Raw genomic sequence first — 23,534 nt, 5'->3', positions numbered from 1 at the left:
ATGGAAATAAAATATTTAAAACAATTAAAAGACAGCCCTAATCTAGAACCTTCAATTGGGCCGAGAGAAGGCTGGGATATGACTAAAATAGAACTGTTAGAAACGAAATATAACAAAGGAAGGAAATTTCCTTTAGCATTTAGAGAATATTTGTTCTTAGCCGGAGATTTTGGTGGTACTGGAGTGGTAAATGAAGATTGGGATGATTTACATTCTGATTGCCAGGAAGATTTAAAACGATTTAACTACAAAGTAGAAAGACCTTATTTTGTATTTGATAACTACGATAGTCAATACAGTATTTTCTTTTTAGATGAAGAGTTTGAAGATCCAAAAATATATATTTTAGATCCTTATGGTAAAAATAGAGGTGAATATGACTTGATAAGACCAGGTTTTATAGTTACTTTTTCTAAATTAATAAATGAAGCTATTCATAGAATAAAAAATAACATTCCTTTTTAATAATTAATTTTTCCAACCACCTTTTGGTGGTTTTTTATTTCTATAAAAATATTCAATTAAGTAATCAGAGTCAAAACAGGTGAAAATGTAACTTTAAATTCAAATTTTCCAAGTAAACAAGTTTCACAAATTGCAACTATTTTTAAACTAGATATTGATGAAAAAAGCATCCAAGAAGTAATTTCTCTGGCGCTCGTCTGTGACGAGTGCCTACCTACAAGTAAAAGACATAACAAAGCGTTTGCAACGCGGGTCATAACGATACTATCATTTTAAAAAACCGCTATCACTAGCTAGTAGCGACTAACTACGCATAAAATAATCTTCTATTCTAAATAGTGTAGCGATTTATTTTGATATGTTTTTGCAGAGCTCAAATAGGAACACACTAAATCCTTACTATTCATAAAGGCATACAAAAATGTGCCAAAGAAATTGTAGCTAATGCCGAAAAACGTGCTAAACTTGAAAAAGAATTAGATAAATTAGTCGAGGAAGGAAAAATTTCTCGTAAGGAAGCGGATCAGGTTGTTGAGCATTTGGATGAAGTAATTGAAGGAGGGGCAAATAAAAAACTTTTAAGTATATGGAATGTTAATGCTAAAAAAGGCAAGTTGAATTGTGCTAATTGTGCGATTGCTGTAGATTTAACATTGGCAGGTAAACCCACTTCAGCATTGCCTTGGACATATAAAAAAGTAATGAAAAACGGGAAATTAGTTGATAAAATTTCTTATGATGTGGGAACTAATTATACATTTTTAGAAGATTTTTACAAAAGTAAATTTACAAAAGCAATGTCGGTGAGTGATATCAAAACTTTTATGAAACCTAATCAAAGAGCAATTGTATTTGCTTATAACAAAAATTCTAAAATAGGACACTATTTTAATGTTTATAATGAAAATGGAGTTGTTAAATTTTTGGACGGCCAAATAGGTAAAAAGGCTATACTTGATTATGATGTTTACCATATTTTACTAACTAATTTTTAATTTTTATTTATGTATACAGAAAAACAAGCAAGAGCTAAAATGCAAGAATATATTGATTATATGAACAATTCATTTTTTTGGAATTATGATTGGAAACCCGGTATAATTATATACGATAATTTAACAAGAGTTGAAGAGTTTGGCTGGATTTATTTTTGGCAGGTACAAGAAGTAAGAGAAGATTTATCAAATGTTATATCTGGAAATGGTCCAATTTTAATTGAAAAAGAGACTTTGGATATGTATAAAATGATGACAGGATTAACAGTTGAAGAAAATATAAAAAAATATCTAAAATGTAAAAATGATCTAGCAAAATTAGAGAAAGATGAGGATGGGAATTTTGATATTATTAATATTGATAATTAACAACTAGATTGTATTGTCCTTAAATAGGTTTACACTTATTGCATTTATAAGTAAATCCTCGTCTGGCGCTCGTCTGTGACGAGTGCCTACCCAGCTCTCCGAAGTCTGCTCATAATTTTAATAAACGCACGCTACGCAAAGTCTCCTGACTTTGAGCTAAGATAATTAAAAGCCACAGTATTTACATTGTGGCATTTTTATTCGAAATCTAATAAGTTCATTTTTGAAAAAGTATGTTTATTTTTAATAGCTCAAAGTCAGGAGACTTTGCGCAGCGGGGGTTATAATAGTTACTTAAAAAAAGAAGGTATTCAACATACCTGTGCGGATTATTTTTATTTAACTTATGGTGTAACTTATATAAAATAATTATTATGATAAAGATGTAGATGATCTTTTGGATATGGTTGATGTTGATAATGCAGGAGGTCCAGTATATCAATACAAAGGAAAACCTTTTAATGGTATTATCCAATCCTTTTATGAAAACGGAAATTTGATGGATGAAGCAGAGTTCACTGATGGTCACATAGGTGGAGTCCAAAGAGAATATTACGAAAATGGACAAATGAAGTCAGAATATTTTAAATATTTTGCAAAACCTGAAGGCGACTGGCGAGGATGGGATGAAAAAGGAAATCTATTGTATCATTCTATATGGAAAGAAGGAGAAAAAATAAAAGAAATTATTCCTCGTAAAGAGTAAACAAAATGGTATTAGCAATCGATGTTTATTATCGAGAAACATTTGCAAAAGTAGTTGGCATTTTATTTAATTGGAAAGATGAAGAACCAACAGAAATTTTTACTACTAATATAAAAAATGTAGAAGAATATCAATCAGGGCAGTTTTACAAAAGAGAACTGCCTTGTATTCTAGAACTTTTAAAAGAAATAGATATTCAAAACCTAGAATGTATTATTGTTGATAGTCACGTTTATATTGACAATGATAAAAACTTTGGTTTAGGAGGCTACTTATATGAGTCTCTAGAGCAGCAACTTCCAATAATTGGTGTGGCAAAAAAATCATTTTTCAATACAGCTAATGTCTCTTTTCCTGTTTATAGAGGGATTAGTGATAACCCATTGTTTGTGTCTTCAATTGGAATCGATGTTGAAACAGCAATCGAAAATGTTAAAAATATGCACGGAGAATATCGAATACCTTCGCTTTTAAAAAAACTTGATGGACTAACAAAATCTTAAACAAACCCCGATCGCTCTGGATTACGAAAACAAAATCTAAGCAACAACAGTTAGGGCAAAAATGTTTTTTGAGTGCACTATCTCGACCCAGCTCTCCGAAGTCTGCTCATAATTTTAATAAACGCACGCTACGCAAAGTCTCCTGACTTTGAGCTAAGATAATTAAAAGCCACAGTATTTACATTGTGGCATTTTTATTCGAAATCTAATAAGTTCATTTTCAAAAAGTATGTTTATTTGTAGTGGCTCAAAGTCAGGAGACTTTGCACGGCGGAGTATTATAAAGATTATGGCGGACAGTCTATCAATCTAAAACAATTTTGGGAAGCAGTAGATGCCGGGAAATCTTTTGAAGAAGCTGCTTTTGAAACCTTTACTGGACAATGGGCTAAAAAAAATGGGGTTACAAAGGTTGTTTTTGATCCAAATAGAAAAGTATTAGATTCAGAAGTTGTTGTTAAATTTTTAAAAAAATAAATTATGGATGGCATATTAATTACAAATGAAACTTATTTCGATAAAGAGCACAATACCACATTTAGGTATCAAGATAAGTATAAATCTTTCAGTATTGGTAGTGATTTTAGCACCCTCGTTCCTTTTTACCAAAAACTTTTAAAACAAGTAATTGGTACTAAAGCGGATGAAACTTTTAAAGATTTTGCATTGAGTAAAGAACAAACAGAGAAAATTAAAACAATTTTTGAAGAACAAATTGATAAAACATTGCCTGTTTATGAAGATTATAAAGGAACAAAAATACCACACAAACGATTGGAGTGGAAAGGTGAAATTTATGAATTACATTTAGGACTTAATAGTCCAAATAATAGAAAAATAGATGATTTTTATAAAATAGTCACTATAGCTAATGAATGTTTGAAAGAAAATAAACCGATGTATTTATCGATAGAATAGTTAAATTTTGCCGCCTTCATAAGAGGCGGTTTTCTATTAAATAAAGCTTTACGTGGAGAAATTGAAATGACTGATGAGTTTTTAGCACAAGAACAATTAATGAATCAAGCATTAGATAATTTGCCAAACCAGCTCTGCAAAGTGTTCATTAGTAACGGATACTGCCACCCAAAGTCTCTCGACTTTGAGTAATAATTATAAAAAGCTACAGGACTCTATTGTAGCTTTTTTTGTAAAAATACATGTTTACTTCTATAAATGTATTAGTTTTAAGTAGCTCAAAGTCGGGAGACTTTGCGCAGGTAGTAATCATGATTTTATTATGGATTCTTGGAATTACAATAATTGTAGCAAAAAAATTTGATGTAGACCCTAATACGTTATTTTAAGACAATTGGGGCTATTTCTGCGATTCATGACAAAATTTAAATTATTATTTTAAAAAACTAATAAAATTCTGTACTCTCAACTAAAATTTCGACAAATACATACTAGTGTTGTCAAAATAGCACGGTAATATTGAATTTTCAAAGAAGTCTATAATAAATCAATATTCACTTGAACATACTCCGTACCAAAGCCGTACCAAAGCCGAGTATAAGCCGAACAATCCCCTAAGAAGCATTATTTAGCTAACTCATAAATTCTTAATTTATAATTAAGATTATTTTCTTATTTTACTTGTTATTAAGATTATTTTCTGTTATATTTGTATAACAATTACAAAGTAGAAAAAAATGGACAAATACACTATAGAACGAATACAAAAACTACACCCTTCTGTCCGTGAAGAAATTACAAAAATCATCAACGAATGCAATGTGTCGTTAACTGATAAAGCTCAAGTGAGAATCACACAAGGGTTACGTTCCTTTAAAGAACAAAATGATTTATATGTACTAGGACGAACCAAACCTGGCAAGAAAGTAACCAATGCAAAAGCCGGGAAATCGATACACAACTACGGTTTTGCTGTAGATATATGTTTAATCATTGACGGCAAAACTGCCTCTTGGGATGCAGCAAAAGATTGGGATAACGACACAATTGCTGACTGGTATGAGTGTGTAAAAATTTTTGCTAAATACGGTTGGGATTGGGGAGGAAACTGGAAAACATTTAAAGACTTACCTCATTTTGAAAAAAAAGGTTTTTCCGACTGGAGAGAACTTAAAAAACTACCTTTTGACAACCAAGGTTACATAATATTATAAGAAAAAAATCTAATTACAAAAACACTATCTAAAATCATTGCAACACAACTATTATTAAGTTCATGCCAACCAATAAAATTGTAAAATTTGACATGTATTTGTTTGAAAAAAGAAAAATATCACCAAATTTTATTCGCAAAGCTGTTAAGCAAACCAATGAAGCTTTTGACAAACTAATAACATTTGAAGTTAAAAATGAATCATAAAATAGACATTTAAAAAACCATTTAATCCATAAAAACATACTTAAAGCCATTATCCTGAGAATATAGATATGAAAAAGAAAATTAGAATATTGAGCCTAGACGGCGGTGGAATACGCGGAATCATAACTTGCGTTATTCTAAAATACATTGAAGAAGAACTACAAAAAATAGATCATCCCAATGCAAAAATTGGTGATTATTTCGATTTGGTTGCTGGTTCAAGTACTGGTGGCTTAATCACAGCACTTGTTTTATTTCCTGATAGCACAAAAAAAGCTAAATATTCAATCCAAGAAGCCTTAGAATTGTATGCGAAAAAAGGAGATGAAATATTCAACGTAAGCTTTTGGGAGCATTTTATTAATCCTTTTGGCTTATTTAATGAAAAAATATCGCAGAAAAACCTAGAAAAACAATTGGCTGAGGTTTTTGGAGATTTAGAATTAAAACAACTTACAAAACCATGCCTGATAACAGCTTATGACATTAGTTCTCGGAAAGCTAAATTTTTTTGTAGTCATGAAGCTATTCAACCTCTTGAAAATTTTTATCTCAAGGATGTTTGCAGAGCAACAAGTGCGGCTCCAACCTATTTTGAGCCTGCAAAAATAAAATCATTATACAATCAAGAATATACTTTTGTTGACGGTGGTGTTTATGCTAACAATCCAGCGATGTGTGCTTTTGCCGAAGCAAGAAAAATTGCTTTTAGCAAAGAATTACAAGATATTTCAAAACCAGATTATCCTGACATTAATGATATGCTTATTGTATCTATAGGAACTGGGCAAGTACTGAAACCTTATAAATTCAAAGAGTTTGAAAATGCAGGAAAATTAAAATGGGTCTCCCCTTTAATCGATATTTTGCTTACTGCAAATGCGGAAACAGTAGATTATTATCTAGAAAAAATGTTTGAATCACTGGGTCCTAGAAACAGAAAAAACTATTACCGAATTATGCCTGATTTAAAAAATGCTTCTCCTGAAATGGATGATACTTCAAAAAAAAATATTTATGAACTTATCCAGGCTGGATTATTTTATATCGACCAAAATAGAGAATTACTTGACACTATTGCTAAGAAATTAGTAAAAAACAAATAATTCAAAAGGAACTATATCTCACAAAAAAACAAAACACCTTATGAATATTCTAATGTATATCCTGGTTTTTCATCTATTTTATAAGAAATAGTCAATGTTTGAGGTTCATTTGTAACATCGGGCATTTTTAAAAAAATTGGCAATGTTAAACCACTTTCGTTCATTAAAATTTCCTCATCTTCAAAAACTTTAATTCTAGTTATAAGCGCCAAAACGTTAAGTTCATTATCTTGCTGATTCGGTTCAATTACAATTTTTTCTTGTGCTAGAATTTGAACATCAGAATTATCAAAATCAAAAGTTAGATATTCATGCGACCTTTTATTGATTTCTATCAAACGCTTTATTGGGAAACAATATGATTCTTCATTGGTTTCTATACTTCTATTTGCAAAACTATTGTGGTTCATCCAACACACATCTAGCGCTAATAGCTCAGGAATCAATATAATAGGTTGATCAATTTGTTTGAGTAAATTAATAGTTATGGGAACTTGTTGTTCTACAACCAAACCTCTCTGCAAGGTTTCACTTAATACAATATCTATAGTTTCTGGATTATTAATTTTAAGTTTTGTAGCATCTTCATTTTTATAAGCAATTATATGTTCATCGAAACCCAACTGCTCAATAAGAGCTTTCATGAAAGTAAAACTCTCTGTATTTATTTCTATTAAAGTTGCTTTTAATTCTGTAGATGAATAATATGCTAAAACGGGTAAAAGCAAAGTGGCAAATGGACCTGTACCTGCATATAAAATATGAATTGTTTCTTTACCTTCTTGCTTAAGTTTTGCTATTGCTTTAAAAATACCATTGATAAACTTTTTAGTTCTTAATATGTCTTCTAAACACATCGCTGCCCAAGTTGTTCCTATTGCCTTACCATTTAAGGAATGAATATCCTGTCGATTTACATCTGAATCGACATCAATATTTGTTAATGCATATATAATCTGTTTATAATTGTTAATTGCTGAAGAAAGTTCTAGAAAATCGATTTTTTCTTTCTGAAAAACGGCACCAATCTTCAACAATTCATCTCTATAATGTTGCATCTTTTTATTTCAAACATACATAAAAATAAATTTATACTTATAATGTTTATTCGAACTAAAGCTTTTAATTTAAAATGAAAGGCAATAATCTTTTGATAATTATTGCCTTTTAAAATTATGTCTGATTATTTCTTGATTACTTTAGTAGAATATTGCTTTCGTCCTTGACTAAAATGAAGAATATAAATTCCAGTTGATAGATGACTACCAAAAGAAATCGTTTGATTTGACTTTAGATTCTCTTGATGTTCCATAATACTTCCCATTTCATTAACAACATCCATAATTATGGGTTCTTTAGTATCCTCTGAAAACACATTTGCATTAAACTCTCCTGAACTTGGATTAGGGAATATCTGCGTTTTTAAAGTTTGCTCTTTTTCTCTTTCAGCAACTTCTTCTATAATTCCTTTTTGTGTCAATGCCGAATTGTAAGTCACTGTTCCTGTAGCAATAGTTACGTTATCCGGGTCAAATTGAACTGTACTTGGTGTAAAAGGCAGTGTAATTGTAATTTTATTTGTTCCTGTTGCCGTCCCAATTGTACCATTTCCTGCAAGAGACAAATTACCACCATTATCATATATAATAATATCTTGAGAAGTTCCGGAAGCATTTTTAACTCTAATAGCCACTGGCATTCTAAAATAAGTAACATTAGAATTAGAACTTCTAGTTTGATTCAATTTCAAAGTAATTGCAGTTCCCACATTATTCCATTCTAGAGCGTAACTTGGTGTTCCTACTCCATTTACCCAATCTGTAAAAAAACCAGTCAGATTGGCTCCGCCCAAAGCTGTTTGAAAATGTTGTCTTAAATTATCAGTATCAGCTGACTTATAGGCTAGGTTTGGATCATTAACATAGTTTTTGGTAGCCTCAAAAAACTTAGTATCTCCAGAGAGTGCTCTCAACATAGAAACAATCATAGCTCCACGATCATACACTGCTGTAGTATTAGCTCCAGTCCAAACCGTATTAGAATTACTTACATTAGCAATATAAACAGGTACTGTAGTCGTTCTGGCTGAACTCTTAAGTGACGTTCTTCTTGACAAGGCACTTACACCGAGTGAAGGTATTTGTTCGGCCGCTAGAACCTCCATATAAGAAGCAAATCCTTCATTAAGCCATAAACTGTTCCAAGTTTTACACGTTACTGCATCACCAAACCACTGATGGGCTACTTCATGTGCTATTGTCGACCAACTTGTTAATCCTCCTGAACTCAATCCAATATTGGTCTGATGTTCCATACCTCCAGAAAATCCAAATTCGTACACACCAAATTTCTCGTTCTTAAACGGATAATCTCCAAATTTTGAACTAAACAGTTGTAATTCTAGTTTACAAAAGTCTAAAGCATTCAAAATAGATGTATAAGAACTTCTATTGAATAATTGATAAGTAATAGGAACACTTGTACCGTCTATCGTAACTGGAGTTCTATTAAATTCGGTAAACTTTGCCACACAAATACTCACTAAATAAGATGCGATTGGATATTGATGTCTGTAAGTATATTTCGTATTGGTTCCACTCCCAACTGTTTTAAATAATTTTCCTTGCGTTGCTACTTTAAACGCTGATGGCGAACTTACAGTTATATCCATTGTTTCAACTTTATCCTGCATATCGGCTTTACAAGGCCACCAATCTTTGTCTTCATAAGATTCTGATAACGTATAAATATAATTGCTCCCATTAAAAGACGTTTTCTGATAACCCAAAGCTTGTCCACTAGCTGCTGGTGGAACACCTCTGTACGAAATTGTGACTGAATCCAATACATTATTTGCCAAAGGAGTTGGTAGGGTAATCGTTAGTAAATTAACATTTCCACTCGTTGGGAATGATTTTGAAATCGTATTTCCATGATACTTAACTACCAATCCAGTATTATTAAAAGATGTTTTGTTTAAATCGAATGTAATAGTACTTACATTAGAAGCTTTTGTAAGAAACTTAGTTGTTACAGTTCCTCTAATGTACTTAGTCGAATCGGGATTAATACGCCAATAAATATTATGATGTTTCACATCGATATTTCCTCCAGACCCACTTGTTCCCGAGGTTTGGCCTAAGGCATTTGTTGTTGTTGCTATTCCGGCCAATGCCAAGAACAGTGTTAAACTCTTAAATAGATTTTTCATTGTATTGGTTTTTAGGTTGTTAAGGATAAATGTAACAAAAAAACAATAATGAAGAATATTCTTACAAATTATTTTAGGTTCCTAAAATAGACTCACTAAAAAAGGCCGTTATTCATTTTTTTATATTGAAGACAAACTTAGTATCTTTGCTCACAGATGAAATTTACATACCCAAAACACGAAAAGCTTAAAAGTCGTACTTTGATTGACCAATTATTTTCTGAAGGAAAATCGGTTACAAAATATCCGTTGCGATTGGTATATGCGCAAGTTGGTGAATTAAATGATTCTAAAATTAAAATAGGCGTTTCAGTTTCAAAAAAACATTTCAAGAAGGCTGTTGACCGAAATTATTACAAACGTGTCTTACGTGAAACCTATCGCCTTAATAAAGATGTTTTACTAGGTAATCTTGAGCAGTCTTATGCTTTTATGATTATGTATCAAACGAAAGACAGACTTACCTATCAAGAAATCAACGAAAAAACCATTCAGCTATTTGAAAAGTTCCAAAAAGATATTCAAAACAAATAACTTCAATTAACATAAACAAAAAAGAGTTGCCATAAGGCAACTCTTTTCTTATTTCAATAGAATTAATAACCTGACTATAATTGAGGTCCTGCTTTTACGAGACTTTGACCTTCTTCATTATCTGTATATTGAACAAAGTTTTTAATAAATCTACCTGCCAAATCTTCTGCTTTAGTATTCCATTCAGAAGCATCAGCATACGTATTTCTTGGATCTAAAATGTTAGTATCAACATTTGGTAATGAAGTTGGTACATTAAAATTAAATACTGGAACAACAGCTGTTTCAGCATGCTCGATAGAACCATCTAAAATAGCATCAATGATAGCACGAGTATCTTTAATGGAAATACGTTTTCCAGTTCCGTTCCAACCTGTATTTACCATGTATGCTTTAGCATTGTGCTCTTCCATCTTTTTTACTAACTCCTGACCATATTGAGTTGGGTGTAATGATAAAAAAGCTTTTCCGAAACAAGCTGAGAATGTTGGTTCTGGTTGAGTTACTCCTCTTTCTGTTCCTGCTAACTTAGCTGTAAAACCAGACAGGAAATAATATTTAGTCTGTTCTGGTGTCAATTTAGAAACTGGAGGCATTACTCCAAAAGCATCTGCTGTTAAGAAGATTACCTTAGTTGCGTGTCCTGCTTTTGAAACTGGAGTTACAATATTATTGATATGGTAGATTGGATAAGAAACACGTGTATTTTGTGTAACTGAACCATCTTTGAAATCGATTTTACCATCAGCATCTACAGTTACATTTTCTAATAATGCATCTTTTTTAATTGCTCCGTAAATATCTGGTTCGTTTTCTTTACTTAAGTCGATAGTCTTTGCATAACAACCTCCTTCAAAATTGAAAACACCATCGTTATCCCATCCGTGCTCATCGTCTCCAATTAATTCACGTTTAGGATCTGTAGATAAAGTAGTTTTTCCAGTTCCTGACAATCCGAAGAATACCGCAACATCACCATCTTTTCCTTTGTTGGCCGAACAGTGCATTGAAGCCATACCTTGAAGTGGTAAGTAATAGTTCATCATCGAGAATAAACCCTTCTTCATTTCTCCACCGTACCAAGTGCCACCTATTAACTGGATTTTTTCAGTTAAGTTGAACGCCACATACACTTCCGAATTTAAGTTATGTGCTTTATAATCAGAAAAACCTCGTTTTGAAGCATTCATTACTACAAAATCAGGCTCACCATAAGCAGCTAATTCAGCATCAGTAGGACGGATAAACATGTTTTTCACGAAATGTGCCTGCCAAGCCACCTCAACAATAAAACGAACTTTTAAACGCGTATTTTCGTTAGCACCACAAAAAGTATCCACTACGAATAATCTTTTGGCAGATAACTGCTCAACTGTGTTTGCTTTTAAAGCATTCCAAGTTTCTGTAGAAATAGGTTTGTTATCGTTTACTGCCTTTTCTGAAGTCCACCAAATAGTATTTTCTGTAACAGCATCTTTTACAATGTATTTGTCTTTCGGAGAACGACCGGTAAACTCACCTGTCATTACGTTTACAGCCCCTAGTTCGGTTAACTGTCCTTTTTCAAATCCTTCTAAGTTCGGATTTAGTTCTTCATGATATAATAGTTCGTATGAAGGATTATATACAATTTCTTTAACGTCCTTGATTCCGTATTTTTCTAACGAAATCGTTTTCGTAGATGGGGTGTATGTTTCCATAAATGTAACGATATGTTGTGTTTTTTATAACGGCAAAAGTAAAAATATTATTTGAATAGCCTCACAGTTTACCCTTTTTTTGTGATAATATAGTAGATTGTAACTGCCCAAGCAGCAATTAATAACACCCCTCCTATTGGAGTTATTGGCCCTAAAAATTTAAAATTAAAACCTGATAAAGCTTGAGTGGAAAGTAAAAAAATAGAAACAGAAAAAAACAGAGTCCCTGCTAAAGTTAAATTGTAAACCACATTTTTTTGTTCGGGCAATAGTATTGAAGTTGTCCCTAAAAACAACAAAAACAGTGCATGATACATCATGTATCTAACACCAACTTCAAAAGAATTTAATTGGTCTAGTGTTAGAACTTTTTTTAATGCATGCGCTCCAAAGGCGCCTAACACAATCGATATAAGACCAAAACTCAAAGCTGTTATCAATATTTTTTTATCCATTTTAATTGAAAATTTTCTTCAAATTTACTACACAATCACTAATAATTTTTGATTTTTTGAACTAAAGCTTTTTAAAAAATAACATTTTGCTACATTTGTGTGATTTTTTACCAAACCAATAATGAAAAATGTATTAATCATTGGAGCTGGACGTTCAGCTTCATCCCTTATAAAATACCTTTTAGATAAATCTGAAAGCGAAAATTTACATATTACCATTGGCGATTTATCTTTAGAATTAGCACAACGCAAAACTAAAGGGCATAAAAATGCGACAGCTATTGCTTTAGACATTAACAATACTGAACAACGTCAAAACGAAATTCAAAAAGCAGATATTGTCATTTCGATGTTACCGGCTCATATGCACATTGAAGTGGCAAAAGATTGTATTACATTTAAAAAGCACATGGTAACTGCATCTTACATTAGTGATGCTATGCAAGCTCTAGATATTCAGGCCAAAGAAAACGGATTAGTTTTCATGAATGAAGTTGGTCTTGACCCTGGAATTGACCACATGAGTGCCATGAAAGTTCTAAACGAAATTAGAGAACAAGGCGGAAAAATAATTTTATTCGAATCATTCTGTGGCGGCTTAGTTGCTCCTGAGAGTGATAATAATCTTTGGAACTATAAATTCACTTGGGCACCACGTAACGTAGTTTTAGCTGGTCAAGGTGGAGCTGCAAAATTCATTCAGGAAGGCACTTACAAATACATTCCTTATAACAAATTATTCAGAAGAACTGAATTTTTAGAAGTTGAAGGTTATGGTCGTTTCGAAGGTTATGCCAATAGAGATTCATTAAAATACAGAAGTGTTTACGGACTTGACGATGCTTTAACTGTCTTTAGAGGTACAATTCGCCGTGTGGGGTATTCAAAAGCTTGGGATATGTTTGTACAATTAGGTATGACTGATGATACTTATGTAATTGATGATTCTGAACATATGAGTTACCGCGGATTTGTGAATTTATTTTTACCATATCACCCTACTGATTCTGTTGAAATTAAGTTACGTCATCAATTAAAAATTGACCAGGATGATGTGATGTGGGATAAATTAGTTGAATTAGACTTATTTAATGATGACAAGAAAATTGGTTTAAAAAACGCAACTCCAGCTCAAGCTTTGGAAAAAATTCTTACCGATTCATGGACACTTAAAGAACATGACAAAGACATGATAGTAATGTATCATAAATTTGGATACGAGCTTAATGGAGAACGTAAACAAATCGATGCCACTATGGTTTGTATTGGAGATGATCAAACATATACAGCCATGGCAAAAACTGTTGGCTTACCAGTTGCTATGGCTACTTTACAAATTTTACATGGAAACATAAAAACTCCAGGAGTCCAACTTCCAATTAAAAAAGAAGTATATGAACCAATTCTAAAAGAATTAGAAGAATACGGGGTAATTTTCCATGAAAAAGAAGTTACTTATAAAGGATACAATTAATACTTACACTTTTTGTAAAAAGACCTGCTTCTAAATAGAGCAGGTCTTTTTTTATCAAGCAACTGCAATTGTTTGATTTTTCTTCTGCTTATTTAACTCGTCTTGTAATTGTCGGCTAATTTTTTGTTCACGTTCAATTGCGCTTCTTTTGTAAGACTGATATTCTTCTTCTAAATCATTTAAAACACTTTTAGAGTGCTTTGTCGCTAAATTCATCTTCTTAAATTGAAAAAAGAAAAAAACTACAGAAACAATAGATCCCAGTAAAATAAAACTCAAAAAAGAATTGAAAAAACTTTTATTAAACTCAATCCCTAGAAAAGTGATTGTAGGACCTTTATTTGTATATGACGATAAAACAGCGTTTGTTTTGCCCAACTTTTCTTTAAGGGTAGAAATTTCTTCACTTTTTTGATTCAAAACTGCTTTAGAACTCAAAAGGTCATTTTCGATTTTAGAAATTGAACTCAAAACATCTCGTTTTAAATTTTGTATCAATTGCCCCTTGACAATTTTAAGATCTCTATAGCTTTCTGATTTTTCTAAAATAGTATTAAATTGGTTTCCAATTGCGGTTGTTGAAACTTGATTTTCCTGCGCCATGAAAGATGTAACTGTAAAAAAACAAATTACAACCCATGACAAATTTTTAAGATTCATCATTTGTAGTAGATTTAGGTTAAACATATAGTAGGTTGATTATGAAACGGTAAGAAAAAATATTTATTGTGCAATTTTTACGTTTCCAAAAACATAATTGTTATGAAATCGTTAGCGAAAGAAGAAAAAGTGTATATTTAGCTAACAATTTTTTTAAAATGAAAATTAATCAGTTACAAATTGAAATTGACGGAATAGATAAAGTAATTCTGAGAGATTTAATGGAAGATGCACGAAAACCAATTCTTCAAATTGCTAGTAAAATAGGAATTTCAGGTGCTGCAATTCATCAACGGCTTAGAAAGTTAGAAGAAGCTAAAGTAATTTCAGGATCAAAATTTACTGTAAACAACAAAGTATTAGGCTACAGCACTATGGCTTTCGTTGGAATATATTTGGATAAAGCAGCTCGAAATCCTGAAGCAGTAAAAGAATTGCGTAAAATACCCGAAGTCTTAGAGTGCCATTATACCACAGGAAACTGGAGTATCCTCATCAAAATCATTTGTCGTGATAACGAACATTTAATGCATTTATTGAACACTAAAATTCAAGCAATAGAAGGAGTTTCAAGAACAGAAACTTTTATCTCTCTTGATCAACAAATAGAAAGACAAATACAATTATAAATAATCAAAATAATAACAAGAATTTGTTTTTTGCGTAAATTTAAAATCTCCATCCTACTATTAACACAAACCTTTCAAGAAAGCAGTATTCCTAATTAATTAGCACTTTTTTTACATAAATAAAATTTTAAACGATTAGATTTTAAAATAAATTTAATTCGTTTCGAATAATTATTATTTAAAAATATTTGTGTAATCGATTACAAAGATTATTTTTGTGTAATCTAAAATAAAAATATGACGAGTAAAATTGGAAAATACAGGTGGACTATTTGTGGACTCATTTTTTTTGCCACAACAGTTAATTATCTTGACCGAGCTGTAATAAGTCTATTAAAACCTTACTTGACATCGGCATTCAATTGGAATGAAGAGGAAGCCATTAAAAACTATGCCAATATTGAAATAGCTTTTAAAATCGCTTATGCATTAGGAATGACTTTTGCAGGGAAAGTGATCGATAAATTAGGAACAAAAATAGGTTATGCATTAGCAACAACGCTCTGGAGTATTGCTGCAATATGCCATGCTTTTGCCACTGGAACATTTGGCTTTAGTGTTGCTAGAATCTTTCTAGGAATTACAGAAGCAGGGAACTTTCCTGCCGCCATCAAAGCAACCGCGGAATGGTTTCCAAAAAAAGAGAGAGCGCTTGCAACTGGTATTTTCAACTCAGGGAGTAACATAGGCGCAATTGTTGCACCATTAACCGTTCCTTTTATTGCTGAAAAATGGGGATGGCAATGGGCTTTTATTCTCACAGGAGCCGTTGGTTTTATTTGGTTAATTTTATGGTTTATTTATTATGAAATTCCAACAAAACAGGCTAAACTAACTAAAGAAGAATACGATTACATCCTTTCAAGCGAAGAGAATTCTGAAGAGGATAATAGTGGTTCAGAAAACCAAAACTTTTCTTGGTTAAGCTTATTCAAATTCAAACAAACTTGGGCATTTGCTTTAGGTAAACTTCTTACAGATCCAATCTGGTGGTTTTATTTATTTTGGTTGCCAGATTTTCTGGACAAACAATATCATCTCAAAGGCACAGAAGTTGCACTTCCAGTTGCATTAGTATATATAATAAGTAGTTTTGGAAGTATCGGCGGAGGTTGGCTTCCAATGTTCCTTATTAACAACGGAATGTCATCTTTTATGGCGAGAAAAAAGAGTATGCTGATCTATGCTTTTTTAGTTATCCCAATCATATTTTCACAAATTCTAGGAAATATTAACATGTGGTTTGCCGTAATTGTTATTGGTATAGCAGCAGCTGCACATCAAGCTTGGAGTGCTAATATTTTTACCACAGTTTCAGATATGTTCCCAAAAAACACGACAGCATCAGTAACAGGAATTGGCGGTATGTTTGGTGGTTTAGGAGGTATTTTACTCTCTGCCTTAATTCAAAAAAAACTATTTGTGTACTATGAAAGTATTGGTCAAATAGAAATTGGTTACTACATCATGTTTGTTATTTGTGGCCTAGCTTACCTAAGTGCTTGGATTATAATGCACTTTTTAGTCCCTAGATTTAATAAAGTTACTATTTAATATTACAAAAAAAATGATCAACTATTCATTAAGATATTCTGCTCATCCTGAAGATGTTAAATCTTATGATACAGAAAAACTCAGAGCTCACTTTTTAATCGAAACACTATTTACAACTGATGAAATCAACATAGTGTATTCAATGTATGATAGATATATTGTTGGGGGAATCATGCCAGTAAAATCCACTATTAAACTAGATACAATTCCATACCTCAAATCAGAATATTTTTTAGAAAGACGCGAGCTTGGTGTTATCAATGTAGGTGAAAAGGGAATTGTTTCTGTAGATGGAGAAATTTTCGAACTAGAAAAAAAAGAAGCACTCTATATAGGCAAAGGGGCTAAAGAAATACTTTTTTCAAGTACACAAAAAAAACCCGCTTTGTTTTATATCAATTCAGCACCCGCACACAGCCACTTTCCAAATAAAAAAATCACGAAAGAAAATGCTGAAATAGTTCATTTGGGTGAAGAAAAGTTTGCGAACAAAAGAATTATAAACAAACTCATTGTGAATAGTGTCGTAACTACTTGTCAATTACAAATGGGGTTAACTGAACTTTTACCAGGAAATGTTTGGAACACAATGCCAGCACACACGCATAGTCGACGCATGGAAGCTTATTTTTATTTTGATTTAGAAGAAGGGCAAACCATAGCACATTTTATGGGTGAACCTCAACAAACAAGACATATTTTCATGCAAAACCACCAAGCAGTATTATCTCCTGAATGGTCAATACATTCGGGTTCGGCTACTTCAAGCTACTCATTCATTTGGGGAATGGCTGGTGAAAACCTTGACTATGGAGATATGGATATCTGTGCACCTAATGAATTAAAATAATACACATGAAACTATTTGACTTATCTAATAAAAATGCATTAATCACTGGTGGTACTCATGGACTAGGAATGGCTATTGCCGAAGGTTTAGCACAAGCAGGGGCAAATTTAGTGATCACAGGGACAACACCCTCTAAAATGGAGGAAGCTATCTCGTATTATCTATCTAAAGGATATAGTGCCAAAGGATATTTATTTGATGTTACGAATGAAATTGAAGCGGCAAAACAAGTAGAAATTATATCGAAAGAAATAGGTCAAATAGACATTCTGGTTAATAATGCAGGAATTATAAAAAGGGAATTAGCTACTACAATGCCAGTTGCTGATTTCAGAAAAGTGATAGATGTTGACCTAGTGGGTCCATTCATAATGGCACAACTTGTAGGAAGACAAATGATTGAACGCAAAGAAGGTAAAATCATTAATATTTGCTCAATGATGAGTGAACTGGGAAGAAATAGTGTGTCTGCTTATGCTGCTGCTAAGGGAGGTTTAAAAATGCTGACCAAAAATTTAGCCACCGAATGGGCTAAACATAACATACAAGTCAACGGAATAGGACCGGGATATTTCGCAACCTCACAAACGGCTCCTATTCGTGTTGACAATCACCCTTTCAACGACTTCATAATTAACAGAACTCCAGCAGCAAGATGGGGAAATCCCGAAGATTTAGCTGGTACTGCTGTTTTTTTGGCTTCAAAAGCTAGTGATTTTGTTAATGGGCAAATTATATATGTAGATGGAGGAATTTTAGCCACAATAGGTAAACCTTATAATGAAGAGTAAAAATGAAAAATAATTTTATACACGATAATTTCCTTTTAGAAAACAAATATGCTGAAGAATTGTATCATAACTACTCTAAAAATCAGCCTATAATAGATTACCATAATCATTTATCACCTAAACTAATAGCCGAAAACACAATATTTGAAAACATCACTCAAGGTTGGATTAACGGTGACCACTATAAATGGAGAGCAATGCGCACTCTAGGAGTAAATGAAACTTTTATTACTGGGCAAGCGGCAGATAAAGATAAATTCCTACAGTGGGGTAAAACAGTACCTTACACCATGCGTAACCCTCTGTATCATTGGACTCATTTAGAATTAGCTAGATACTTTGATATTTATGATTTATTAAATGAAAATTCAGCCGAAAAAATATACAATCAAGCTTCTGAAAAAATAAACTCTGCTTCATTTAGTACACAAAATTTACTTCGCAAAGTAAATGCTGAGGTCGTTTGTACTACAGAAGACCCTATTGATTCATTAGAATATCACCAACAATTATCTAAGAGTAATTTCGAAATTAAAGTAAGAACGGCATTTCGTCCTGATAAAGCAATCTTAATAGAAAATGAAGACTATATCGCCTACCTTGATAAACTTGCTTATACATCAGGCATAGCAATAAATAGTTTTACTAACTTATGTGAAGCACTTAAAAACAGAATTGAATATTTTCATCAAAATGGTTGTAAACTCTCTGACCATGGTTTGGATCAAATTCATTTTGAAAAATATACAGAAAATGAGGTAAACCAAATTCTACAAAAGAAAAAAAACAATCAATTTATTAGCAATGAAGAAGGCCGAAAGTTTCAAAGCGCTGTATTAGTTTTCCTTTGTGAAACCTATCATGAATATGGATGGATTCAGCAATTTCATTTAGGAGCGTTACGAAATAACAATTCTAGAATGCACAAACTTTTAGGTCCTGATACAGGTTGGGACTCTATTAGTGACTATCCTCAAGCTAAAAACTTATCCAACTTTTTAAACGCTTTAGACAGTAAAGACAAACTAACAAAAACCATTCTTTATAACCTCAACCCAGCAGATAATGAAGTTATGGCTACAATGATTGGTAATTTTAATGATGGAAGTGTTAAAGGCAAAGTCCAATTTGGTTCAGGATGGTGGTTTTTAGACCAAAAAGATGGCATGATTAAACAAATGAATGCACTTTCTAATATGGGTCTAATAAGCTGTTTCATTGGTATGCTCACAGATTCTAGAAGCTTTCTTTCTTTTCCTAGACATGACTATTTCAGACGTATTTTGTGTAATCTTTTTGGTGATGAAATTGAACGTGGAGAATTACCTAATGATATGGATTGGATTGGTAAAATTGTAGCAGACATAAGCTATAACAATGCAAAAGAATATTTCAATTTCTAAGCAGGAACTAATTAAAAACGATTTTTAAACATAAAGTAAAATCAAATGAGTAAAGTAGTCACCTTTGGCGAAATAATGTTGCGTTTGTCTACTGAGAGTAATCAACGTTTCTCTCAAGCTAAAACATTTTCAGCAAATTATGGTGGAGGCGAATTTAATGTTGCTGTTTCACTGGCTAACTATGGTATCGAAGCAGAATTTGTTACTCGAATTCCAGATAATGAAATAGGTCATGCTGCTTTACAAGAAATTCGAAAAATGAATGTAGGGATGAGTAACATTCAACTAGGCGGTGATAGATTAGGTATTTATTTTCTAGAAACTGGAGTAGGAAACAGAGGTAGTAACGTAGTCTATGATCGATCTAATAGTGCTATAGCTACTATTGAAGAAAACACATTTGATTGGGCGAAAATATTCGAAAAAAAAGATTGGTTTCACTGGAGCGGCATCACTCCTGCCCTATCAGAAAAGGCAGCAAAAGAATGTCTTAAAGCAATTAAAACTGCTCATCAGTTAGGTTTAAAAATTTCCTGTGACTTAAATTATCGTTCAAAACTTTGGAAATACGGTAAAGAACCATTTGAGGTAATGCCGCAAATGCTGAAATATTGTAACGTAATTCTTGGTGACATAGACACTGCTTTTTTTATGCTAGGCATAGATAAGGTAAATCCAGATTATGAAAATGACGAACAATTAAAAAAATATTATTCTAACATAACTGATTTGTGCCCTAATCTAGAAACTATTGCTACTACATTACGGTATTCTATAAATGCTTCACATCAAAAAATAGGAGGTGTTTTATTCAATAATAATAAAATTTATGAAGCCCCTATAACCGATGTTACTAATGTTGTTGACCGTGTTGGAACTGGTGATGCTTTTATGGGTGGGCTATTGTATAGTTTAATTAAAACATCAGATAATTTACAAAGATCCATAGAGTTTGCCGTAGCAGCTTGTAGTTTAAAGCATACCATAGTAGGCGACTATAATTTGGCAACGTTAGCTGAAATTGAAAAAATAGTAAATGGTGATAATTCTGGTAAAGTTTCTAGGTAAAAATTAATTCATTAAATGCTTCATTTTTAAACAATGATCACATTAAAAAAAATAGCACATGTAACTGGTTATTCCGTGTCTACGATATCAAAGGCATTGAATGGAAGGAATGATATTAGTGAGGAAGCAAAAAAAACAATTCTTGATTTTGCAAAAAAAAATCAATATGTACCTAATAAAAATGCTATAGCATTAAGAAGATGTAAATCAAATAATATCGCGGTTATATTACCCCAAATCAATCATAAATTTTATAGTGAAGCATTATCAAACATGCAAAGAATTGCATCTAAGAAAGGTTATAGAATTATGCTCTTTCAATCTTTTGAAGAGAGAGCCAAAGAAATTGAATGTTTGAATGAAGTGAAAGATGGAAGTGTAGACGGAGTTATTATTCTGTCTGTAAATGAAAATCAAAATTTTATCAATACTTACCGAATGTTACATTCAATTCCAGTGCAATTTATACAAATATCAGAAAATCAGCCATTAACTATTTTGAATGAAAACTGCATTTCTGATTTTAAAAATTTATTAAAAAAAATTAACTAAAAATGGCAAAATATAGCAGAATAGAAGTTGCTTTAGAAATGAAAAAAATAGGGATGATCCCTCTATTTTACACTTCAAATGCTGAGTTAGGTAAAAAAACACTTAAAGCTTGCTACGATGGCGGTGCTAGAATAATCGAATTCACCAGTAGAGGTGATTTTGCATTCGAGGTTTTTAATGAATTAAATAAATATGCATTGGCTGAATTACCGGGTATGATGTTAGGAGTTGGATCAATTACCGATGGTGCTGCTGCCTCACTTTATCTTCAAATGGGAGCCAACTTTATAGTCACACCTGTCTTAAGAGAAGATATAGCTATTATTTGTAACCGCCGAAAGGTACTTTGGGCTCCTGGATGTGGATCACTTACAGAGATTGCTAAAGCTGAAGAATTAGGTTGCGAAATCGTAAAACTATTCCCAGGAGATATTTATGGCCCTCAATTTATAAAAGCAATCAAAGGACCTTGCCCTTGGACAAGCATCATGCCTACTGGAGGCGTTTCAACAGACAAAGAAAATTTAAAAAAATGGTTTGAGGCTGGGGCTACTTGTGTAGGCATTGGCTCTCAATTAATTTCTGATGAAATCTTAAAAACACAAGACTTCAAAAAGCTAGAAAACATAATAAAAAACACACTTGAAACTATACATTCAATTAGAGTACAAAATAGTTAAGAATAAAAATCAGGATTTTTTAATCCTATATAACGACACAAAATGAAACAGTTAAACAGAATAAATACGGGATTTACACAACTAAATCCAATAAAAGTACTACAGTTTGGCGAAGGAAATTTCCTTAGAGCATTTGTTGACTTTGCTTTTCAAGAACTTAATGATAAGATCAATTTTAATGCTGGAATTGCTGTTGTTCAACCTATCGAAACAGGCATGATAAACATACTCAACGATCAAGATGGGCTATATACACTTTTTCTTAAAGGTCTTAGCAAAGGGAAAGAAATACAAGAAAAAAAATTAATCACAAACTTGGTCAAAGGAATTAATCCTTACACGCAGTATAGTGACTATCTTGATTTAGCAAAAGAGCCTGAATTATCATTTATTATTTCAAACACAACCGAATCAGGAATAGCTTATGATGCTAATGACAAACTAGATAGCCAACCTCCTTCCTCATTTCCTGCCAAATTAACGGTTTTCCTTTATGAGCGATTTAAGCATTTTAAGGGTGATCCTAATAAGGGTCTAACCATTATTCCTTGCGAATTAATAAACAATAATGCAACTACTTTAAAAGAAATTATACTCACCTATTGCCAAGATTGGAAACTAGAAGAAAATTTCAGTAAATGGATTTTAGAACACAATTCGTTCCATAATACCTTAGTGGATCGTATTGTTCCAGGCTATCCAAGAGCTGAAATTGAAATGTATAACCAACAATTAGATTATACCGACAATCTAATCGTTACCGCAGAAAGTTTCTTTTTATGGGTCATTGAAGGTGGAGAAGATTTAAAAAATAAACTTCCATTTCATAAAACAAATCTTGACGTGAAAATCGTTGACGATATGCAACCTTACAGAACTAGAAAAGTTCGCATTTTAAATGGAGCACATACAGCAATGGTTCCTTTTTCGATCATGTATGGCAGTAAGACAGTGAAAGAAGCAATAGATGATTCATTTATTGGCGAAATGGTCAATCAAATAATGTTTAATGAAATTAATGAAACCATAGCAATGGATAAAGCAGAATTAAATAGTTATGCAGAAGAAGTGCTAGATCGTTTTAGAAATCCTTTTATTAAACACAATCTTTCCTCTATTGCTCTTAATTCTATTTCAAAATTTAAAGTGAGAGTATTACCAAGTTTAACAGGTTTTATTGAAAAATACAATCAGTTGCCAGTTTACTTAACTTTCTCTTTTGCCGCTTTGATTCGATTTTATCAAGGGGAATGGAAAAATGAAAAATTGCCAGTAGATGATAATACTGAAATAGTTGACTTTTTTAATCAACTATGGAAATCAAATAACCTAAATGAAGTAGTCAATAAAACACTTTCCAATTTAGACTTTTGGGAAACTGATTTAAGAGAAATTAATGGCTTAAGTGAAGCTTTGGTTATTGCTTTACAAGAAATAGAAGAAAATGGAATTGAAAAAGGATTTCTGAACTTTAAATCTAAAATAAGTTAG

General features: G+C 32.1%; 25 protein-coding genes. 20 read left to right on the top strand and 5 right to left on the bottom strand.

Going from position 1 to position 23,534, the window contains the following annotated elements:
- From LJY17_RS12225 to LJY17_RS12185, 9 genes are all read left to right on the top strand, one after another.
- Positions 1-465: a hypothetical protein gene (locus LJY17_RS12225; protein ID WP_264544105.1), complete on the top strand. Its 465-nt coding sequence runs from the start codon at positions 1-3 to the stop codon at positions 463-465.
- Between the two features lie 539 nt (positions 466-1,004).
- Complete coding sequence (locus tag LJY17_RS12220) at positions 1,005-1,460, top strand: toxin glutamine deamidase domain-containing protein (RefSeq protein ID WP_264544104.1); 456 nt, start codon at positions 1,005-1,007, stop codon at positions 1,458-1,460.
- A gap of 9 nt (positions 1,461-1,469) precedes the next feature.
- On the top strand, positions 1,470-1,829 hold the full coding sequence (locus tag LJY17_RS12215) for a hypothetical protein (RefSeq protein ID WP_264544103.1): 360 nt from the start codon (positions 1,470-1,472) through the stop codon (positions 1,827-1,829).
- Between the two features lie 403 nt (positions 1,830-2,232).
- Positions 2,233-2,535, top strand: a complete 303-nt coding sequence (locus LJY17_RS12210) for a toxin-antitoxin system YwqK family antitoxin (protein WP_264544102.1) — start codon at positions 2,233-2,235, stop codon at positions 2,533-2,535.
- A gap of 5 nt (positions 2,536-2,540) precedes the next feature.
- Positions 2,541-3,038, top strand: a complete 498-nt coding sequence (locus LJY17_RS12205; protein ID WP_264544101.1) for an endonuclease V — start codon at positions 2,541-2,543, stop codon at positions 3,036-3,038.
- A 480-nt stretch (positions 3,039-3,518) separates the two neighbouring features.
- A complete protein-coding gene (locus LJY17_RS12200; protein WP_264544100.1) occupies positions 3,519-3,956 on the top strand; it encodes a hypothetical protein in 438 nt (145 codons plus the stop codon).
- A gap of 242 nt (positions 3,957-4,198) precedes the next feature.
- Entirely contained in the window at positions 4,199-4,345 is a 147-nt protein-coding gene (locus LJY17_RS12195) for a hypothetical protein (RefSeq protein ID WP_264544099.1), read from the top strand.
- Between the two features lie 348 nt (positions 4,346-4,693).
- Complete coding sequence (locus tag LJY17_RS12190) at positions 4,694-5,170, top strand: M15 family metallopeptidase (RefSeq protein WP_264544098.1); 477 nt, start codon at positions 4,694-4,696, stop codon at positions 5,168-5,170.
- Between the two features lie 274 nt (positions 5,171-5,444).
- A complete protein-coding gene (locus LJY17_RS12185; protein ID WP_264544097.1) occupies positions 5,445-6,482 on the top strand; it encodes a patatin-like phospholipase family protein in 1,038 nt (345 codons plus the stop codon).
- Positions 6,483-6,520: 38 nt separating this feature from the next.
- Here LJY17_RS12185 and LJY17_RS12180 read toward each other — a convergent pair whose 3' ends face one another.
- Both LJY17_RS12180 and LJY17_RS12175 read right to left on the bottom strand, forming a co-directional pair.
- Positions 6,521-7,540, bottom strand: a complete 1,020-nt coding sequence (locus LJY17_RS12180) for a hypothetical protein (RefSeq protein WP_264544096.1) — start codon at positions 7,538-7,540, stop codon at positions 6,521-6,523.
- Between the two features lie 125 nt (positions 7,541-7,665).
- Entirely contained in the window at positions 7,666-9,693 is a 2,028-nt protein-coding gene (locus LJY17_RS12175) for a M1 family aminopeptidase (RefSeq protein ID WP_264544095.1), read from the bottom strand.
- 156 nt (positions 9,694-9,849) lie between these two features.
- Here LJY17_RS12175 and rnpA point away from each other — a divergent pair, with 156 nt between their 5' ends.
- Positions 9,850-10,227: a ribonuclease P protein component gene (gene rnpA, locus LJY17_RS12170; RefSeq protein WP_264544094.1), complete on the top strand. Its 378-nt coding sequence runs from the start codon at positions 9,850-9,852 to the stop codon at positions 10,225-10,227.
- Positions 10,228-10,301: 74 nt separating this feature from the next.
- Here rnpA and pckA read toward each other — a convergent pair whose 3' ends face one another.
- Positions 10,302-11,927: a phosphoenolpyruvate carboxykinase (ATP) gene (pckA, locus tag LJY17_RS12165; RefSeq protein ID WP_264544093.1), complete on the bottom strand. Its 1,626-nt coding sequence runs from the start codon at positions 11,925-11,927 to the stop codon at positions 10,302-10,304.
- Between the two features lie 68 nt (positions 11,928-11,995).
- Positions 11,996-12,382 carry a DUF423 domain-containing protein gene (locus tag LJY17_RS12160; RefSeq protein ID WP_264544092.1) on the bottom strand — a complete coding sequence of 129 codons (387 nt, stop codon included), beginning with the start codon at positions 12,380-12,382 and terminating at the stop codon, positions 11,996-11,998.
- Between the two features lie 121 nt (positions 12,383-12,503).
- Here LJY17_RS12160 and LJY17_RS12155 point away from each other — a divergent pair, with 121 nt between their 5' ends.
- On the top strand, positions 12,504-13,856 hold the full coding sequence (locus LJY17_RS12155) for a saccharopine dehydrogenase family protein (protein WP_264544091.1): 1,353 nt from the start codon (positions 12,504-12,506) through the stop codon (positions 13,854-13,856).
- Positions 13,857-13,910: 54 nt separating this feature from the next.
- On the opposite strand, the gene LJY17_RS12150 is transcribed toward LJY17_RS12155, so the two are convergent.
- Complete coding sequence (locus LJY17_RS12150) at positions 13,911-14,519, bottom strand: hypothetical protein (RefSeq protein WP_264544090.1); 609 nt, start codon at positions 14,517-14,519, stop codon at positions 13,911-13,913.
- 155 nt (positions 14,520-14,674) lie between these two features.
- Here LJY17_RS12150 and LJY17_RS12145 point away from each other — a divergent pair, with 155 nt between their 5' ends.
- From LJY17_RS12145 to LJY17_RS12105, 9 genes are all read left to right on the top strand, one after another.
- The gene (locus LJY17_RS12145) at positions 14,675-15,145 is read left to right on the top strand and encodes an Lrp/AsnC ligand binding domain-containing protein (protein WP_264544089.1); all 471 of its coding nucleotides are present in this window, start codon (positions 14,675-14,677) and stop codon (positions 15,143-15,145) included.
- A gap of 237 nt (positions 15,146-15,382) precedes the next feature.
- Positions 15,383-16,699, top strand: a complete 1,317-nt coding sequence (locus LJY17_RS12140; RefSeq protein ID WP_264544088.1) for an MFS transporter — start codon at positions 15,383-15,385, stop codon at positions 16,697-16,699.
- 13 nt (positions 16,700-16,712) lie between these two features.
- Positions 16,713-17,549: a 5-dehydro-4-deoxy-D-glucuronate isomerase gene (kduI, locus tag LJY17_RS12135; protein WP_264544087.1), complete on the top strand. Its 837-nt coding sequence runs from the start codon at positions 16,713-16,715 to the stop codon at positions 17,547-17,549.
- Between the two features lie 5 nt (positions 17,550-17,554).
- Positions 17,555-18,340, top strand: coding sequence for a gluconate 5-dehydrogenase (locus LJY17_RS12130; RefSeq protein ID WP_264544086.1), 786 nt, complete (start codon positions 17,555-17,557; stop codon positions 18,338-18,340).
- A gap of 2 nt (positions 18,341-18,342) precedes the next feature.
- The gene (gene uxaC / locus LJY17_RS12125) at positions 18,343-19,743 is read left to right on the top strand and encodes a glucuronate isomerase (RefSeq protein ID WP_264544085.1); all 1,401 of its coding nucleotides are present in this window, start codon (positions 18,343-18,345) and stop codon (positions 19,741-19,743) included.
- A gap of 45 nt (positions 19,744-19,788) precedes the next feature.
- Entirely contained in the window at positions 19,789-20,811 is a 1,023-nt protein-coding gene (locus tag LJY17_RS12120; RefSeq protein WP_264544084.1) for a sugar kinase, read from the top strand.
- A gap of 33 nt (positions 20,812-20,844) precedes the next feature.
- Positions 20,845-21,363 (top strand): LacI family DNA-binding transcriptional regulator, encoded by a 519-nt coding sequence (locus LJY17_RS12115; protein ID WP_264544083.1) that lies wholly within the window; start codon positions 20,845-20,847, stop codon positions 21,361-21,363.
- Positions 21,364-21,365: 2 nt separating this feature from the next.
- The gene (locus tag LJY17_RS12110; protein ID WP_264544082.1) at positions 21,366-22,043 is read left to right on the top strand and encodes a bifunctional 4-hydroxy-2-oxoglutarate aldolase/2-dehydro-3-deoxy-phosphogluconate aldolase; all 678 of its coding nucleotides are present in this window, start codon (positions 21,366-21,368) and stop codon (positions 22,041-22,043) included.
- A 42-nt stretch (positions 22,044-22,085) separates the two neighbouring features.
- Complete coding sequence (locus tag LJY17_RS12105) at positions 22,086-23,534, top strand: tagaturonate reductase (protein WP_264544081.1); 1,449 nt, start codon at positions 22,086-22,088, stop codon at positions 23,532-23,534.

Origin of the sequence: Flavobacterium hankyongi (assembly GCF_036840915.1) — a bacterium.
GTDB classification, from domain to species: domain Bacteria; phylum Bacteroidota; class Bacteroidia; order Flavobacteriales; family Flavobacteriaceae; genus Flavobacterium; species Flavobacterium hankyongi.
This window is presented reverse-complemented; position numbering and strand designations above follow the sequence as displayed.

What these genes read in the sequence shown, in the direction of transcription:
- LJY17_RS12225 (WP_264544105.1), top strand. Translation starts at nt 1, where the DNA reads ATGGAAATAAAATATTTAAAACAATTAAAAGACAGCCCTAATCTAGAA.
- LJY17_RS12215 (WP_264544103.1), top strand. Translation starts at nt 1,470, where the DNA reads ATGTATACAGAAAAACAAGCAAGAGCTAAAATGCAAGAATATATTGAT.
- LJY17_RS12210 (WP_264544102.1), top strand. Translation starts at nt 2,233, where the DNA reads ATGGTTGATGTTGATAATGCAGGAGGTCCAGTATATCAATACAAAGGA.
- LJY17_RS12205 (WP_264544101.1), top strand. Translation starts at nt 2,541, where the DNA reads ATGGTATTAGCAATCGATGTTTATTATCGAGAAACATTTGCAAAAGTA.
- LJY17_RS12200 (WP_264544100.1), top strand. Translation starts at nt 3,519, where the DNA reads ATGGATGGCATATTAATTACAAATGAAACTTATTTCGATAAAGAGCAC.
- LJY17_RS12195 (WP_264544099.1), top strand. Translation starts at nt 4,199, where the DNA reads ATGTTTACTTCTATAAATGTATTAGTTTTAAGTAGCTCAAAGTCGGGA.
- LJY17_RS12190 (WP_264544098.1), top strand. Translation starts at nt 4,694, where the DNA reads ATGGACAAATACACTATAGAACGAATACAAAAACTACACCCTTCTGTC.
- LJY17_RS12185 (WP_264544097.1), top strand. Translation starts at nt 5,445, where the DNA reads ATGAAAAAGAAAATTAGAATATTGAGCCTAGACGGCGGTGGAATACGC.
- LJY17_RS12180 (WP_264544096.1), bottom strand. Translation starts at nt 7,540, where the DNA reads ATGCAACATTATAGAGATGAATTGTTGAAGATTGGTGCCGTTTTTCAG.
- LJY17_RS12175 (WP_264544095.1), bottom strand. Translation starts at nt 9,693, where the DNA reads ATGAAAAATCTATTTAAGAGTTTAACACTGTTCTTGGCATTGGCCGGA.
- rnpA (WP_264544094.1), top strand. Translation starts at nt 9,850, where the DNA reads ATGAAATTTACATACCCAAAACACGAAAAGCTTAAAAGTCGTACTTTG.
- pckA (WP_264544093.1), bottom strand. Translation starts at nt 11,927, where the DNA reads ATGGAAACATACACCCCATCTACGAAAACGATTTCGTTAGAAAAATAC.
- LJY17_RS12160 (WP_264544092.1), bottom strand. Translation starts at nt 12,382, where the DNA reads ATGGATAAAAAAATATTGATAACAGCTTTGAGTTTTGGTCTTATATCG.
- LJY17_RS12155 (WP_264544091.1), top strand. Translation starts at nt 12,504, where the DNA reads ATGAAAAATGTATTAATCATTGGAGCTGGACGTTCAGCTTCATCCCTT.
- LJY17_RS12150 (WP_264544090.1), bottom strand. Translation starts at nt 14,519, where the DNA reads ATGATGAATCTTAAAAATTTGTCATGGGTTGTAATTTGTTTTTTTACA.
- LJY17_RS12145 (WP_264544089.1), top strand. Translation starts at nt 14,675, where the DNA reads ATGAAAATTAATCAGTTACAAATTGAAATTGACGGAATAGATAAAGTA.
- LJY17_RS12140 (WP_264544088.1), top strand. Translation starts at nt 15,383, where the DNA reads ATGACGAGTAAAATTGGAAAATACAGGTGGACTATTTGTGGACTCATT.
- kduI (WP_264544087.1), top strand. Translation starts at nt 16,713, where the DNA reads ATGATCAACTATTCATTAAGATATTCTGCTCATCCTGAAGATGTTAAA.
- LJY17_RS12130 (WP_264544086.1), top strand. Translation starts at nt 17,555, where the DNA reads ATGAAACTATTTGACTTATCTAATAAAAATGCATTAATCACTGGTGGT.
- uxaC (WP_264544085.1), top strand. Translation starts at nt 18,343, where the DNA reads ATGAAAAATAATTTTATACACGATAATTTCCTTTTAGAAAACAAATAT.
- LJY17_RS12120 (WP_264544084.1), top strand. Translation starts at nt 19,789, where the DNA reads ATGAGTAAAGTAGTCACCTTTGGCGAAATAATGTTGCGTTTGTCTACT.
- LJY17_RS12115 (WP_264544083.1), top strand. Translation starts at nt 20,845, where the DNA reads ATGATCACATTAAAAAAAATAGCACATGTAACTGGTTATTCCGTGTCT.
- LJY17_RS12110 (WP_264544082.1), top strand. Translation starts at nt 21,366, where the DNA reads ATGGCAAAATATAGCAGAATAGAAGTTGCTTTAGAAATGAAAAAAATA.
- LJY17_RS12105 (WP_264544081.1), top strand. Translation starts at nt 22,086, where the DNA reads ATGAAACAGTTAAACAGAATAAATACGGGATTTACACAACTAAATCCA.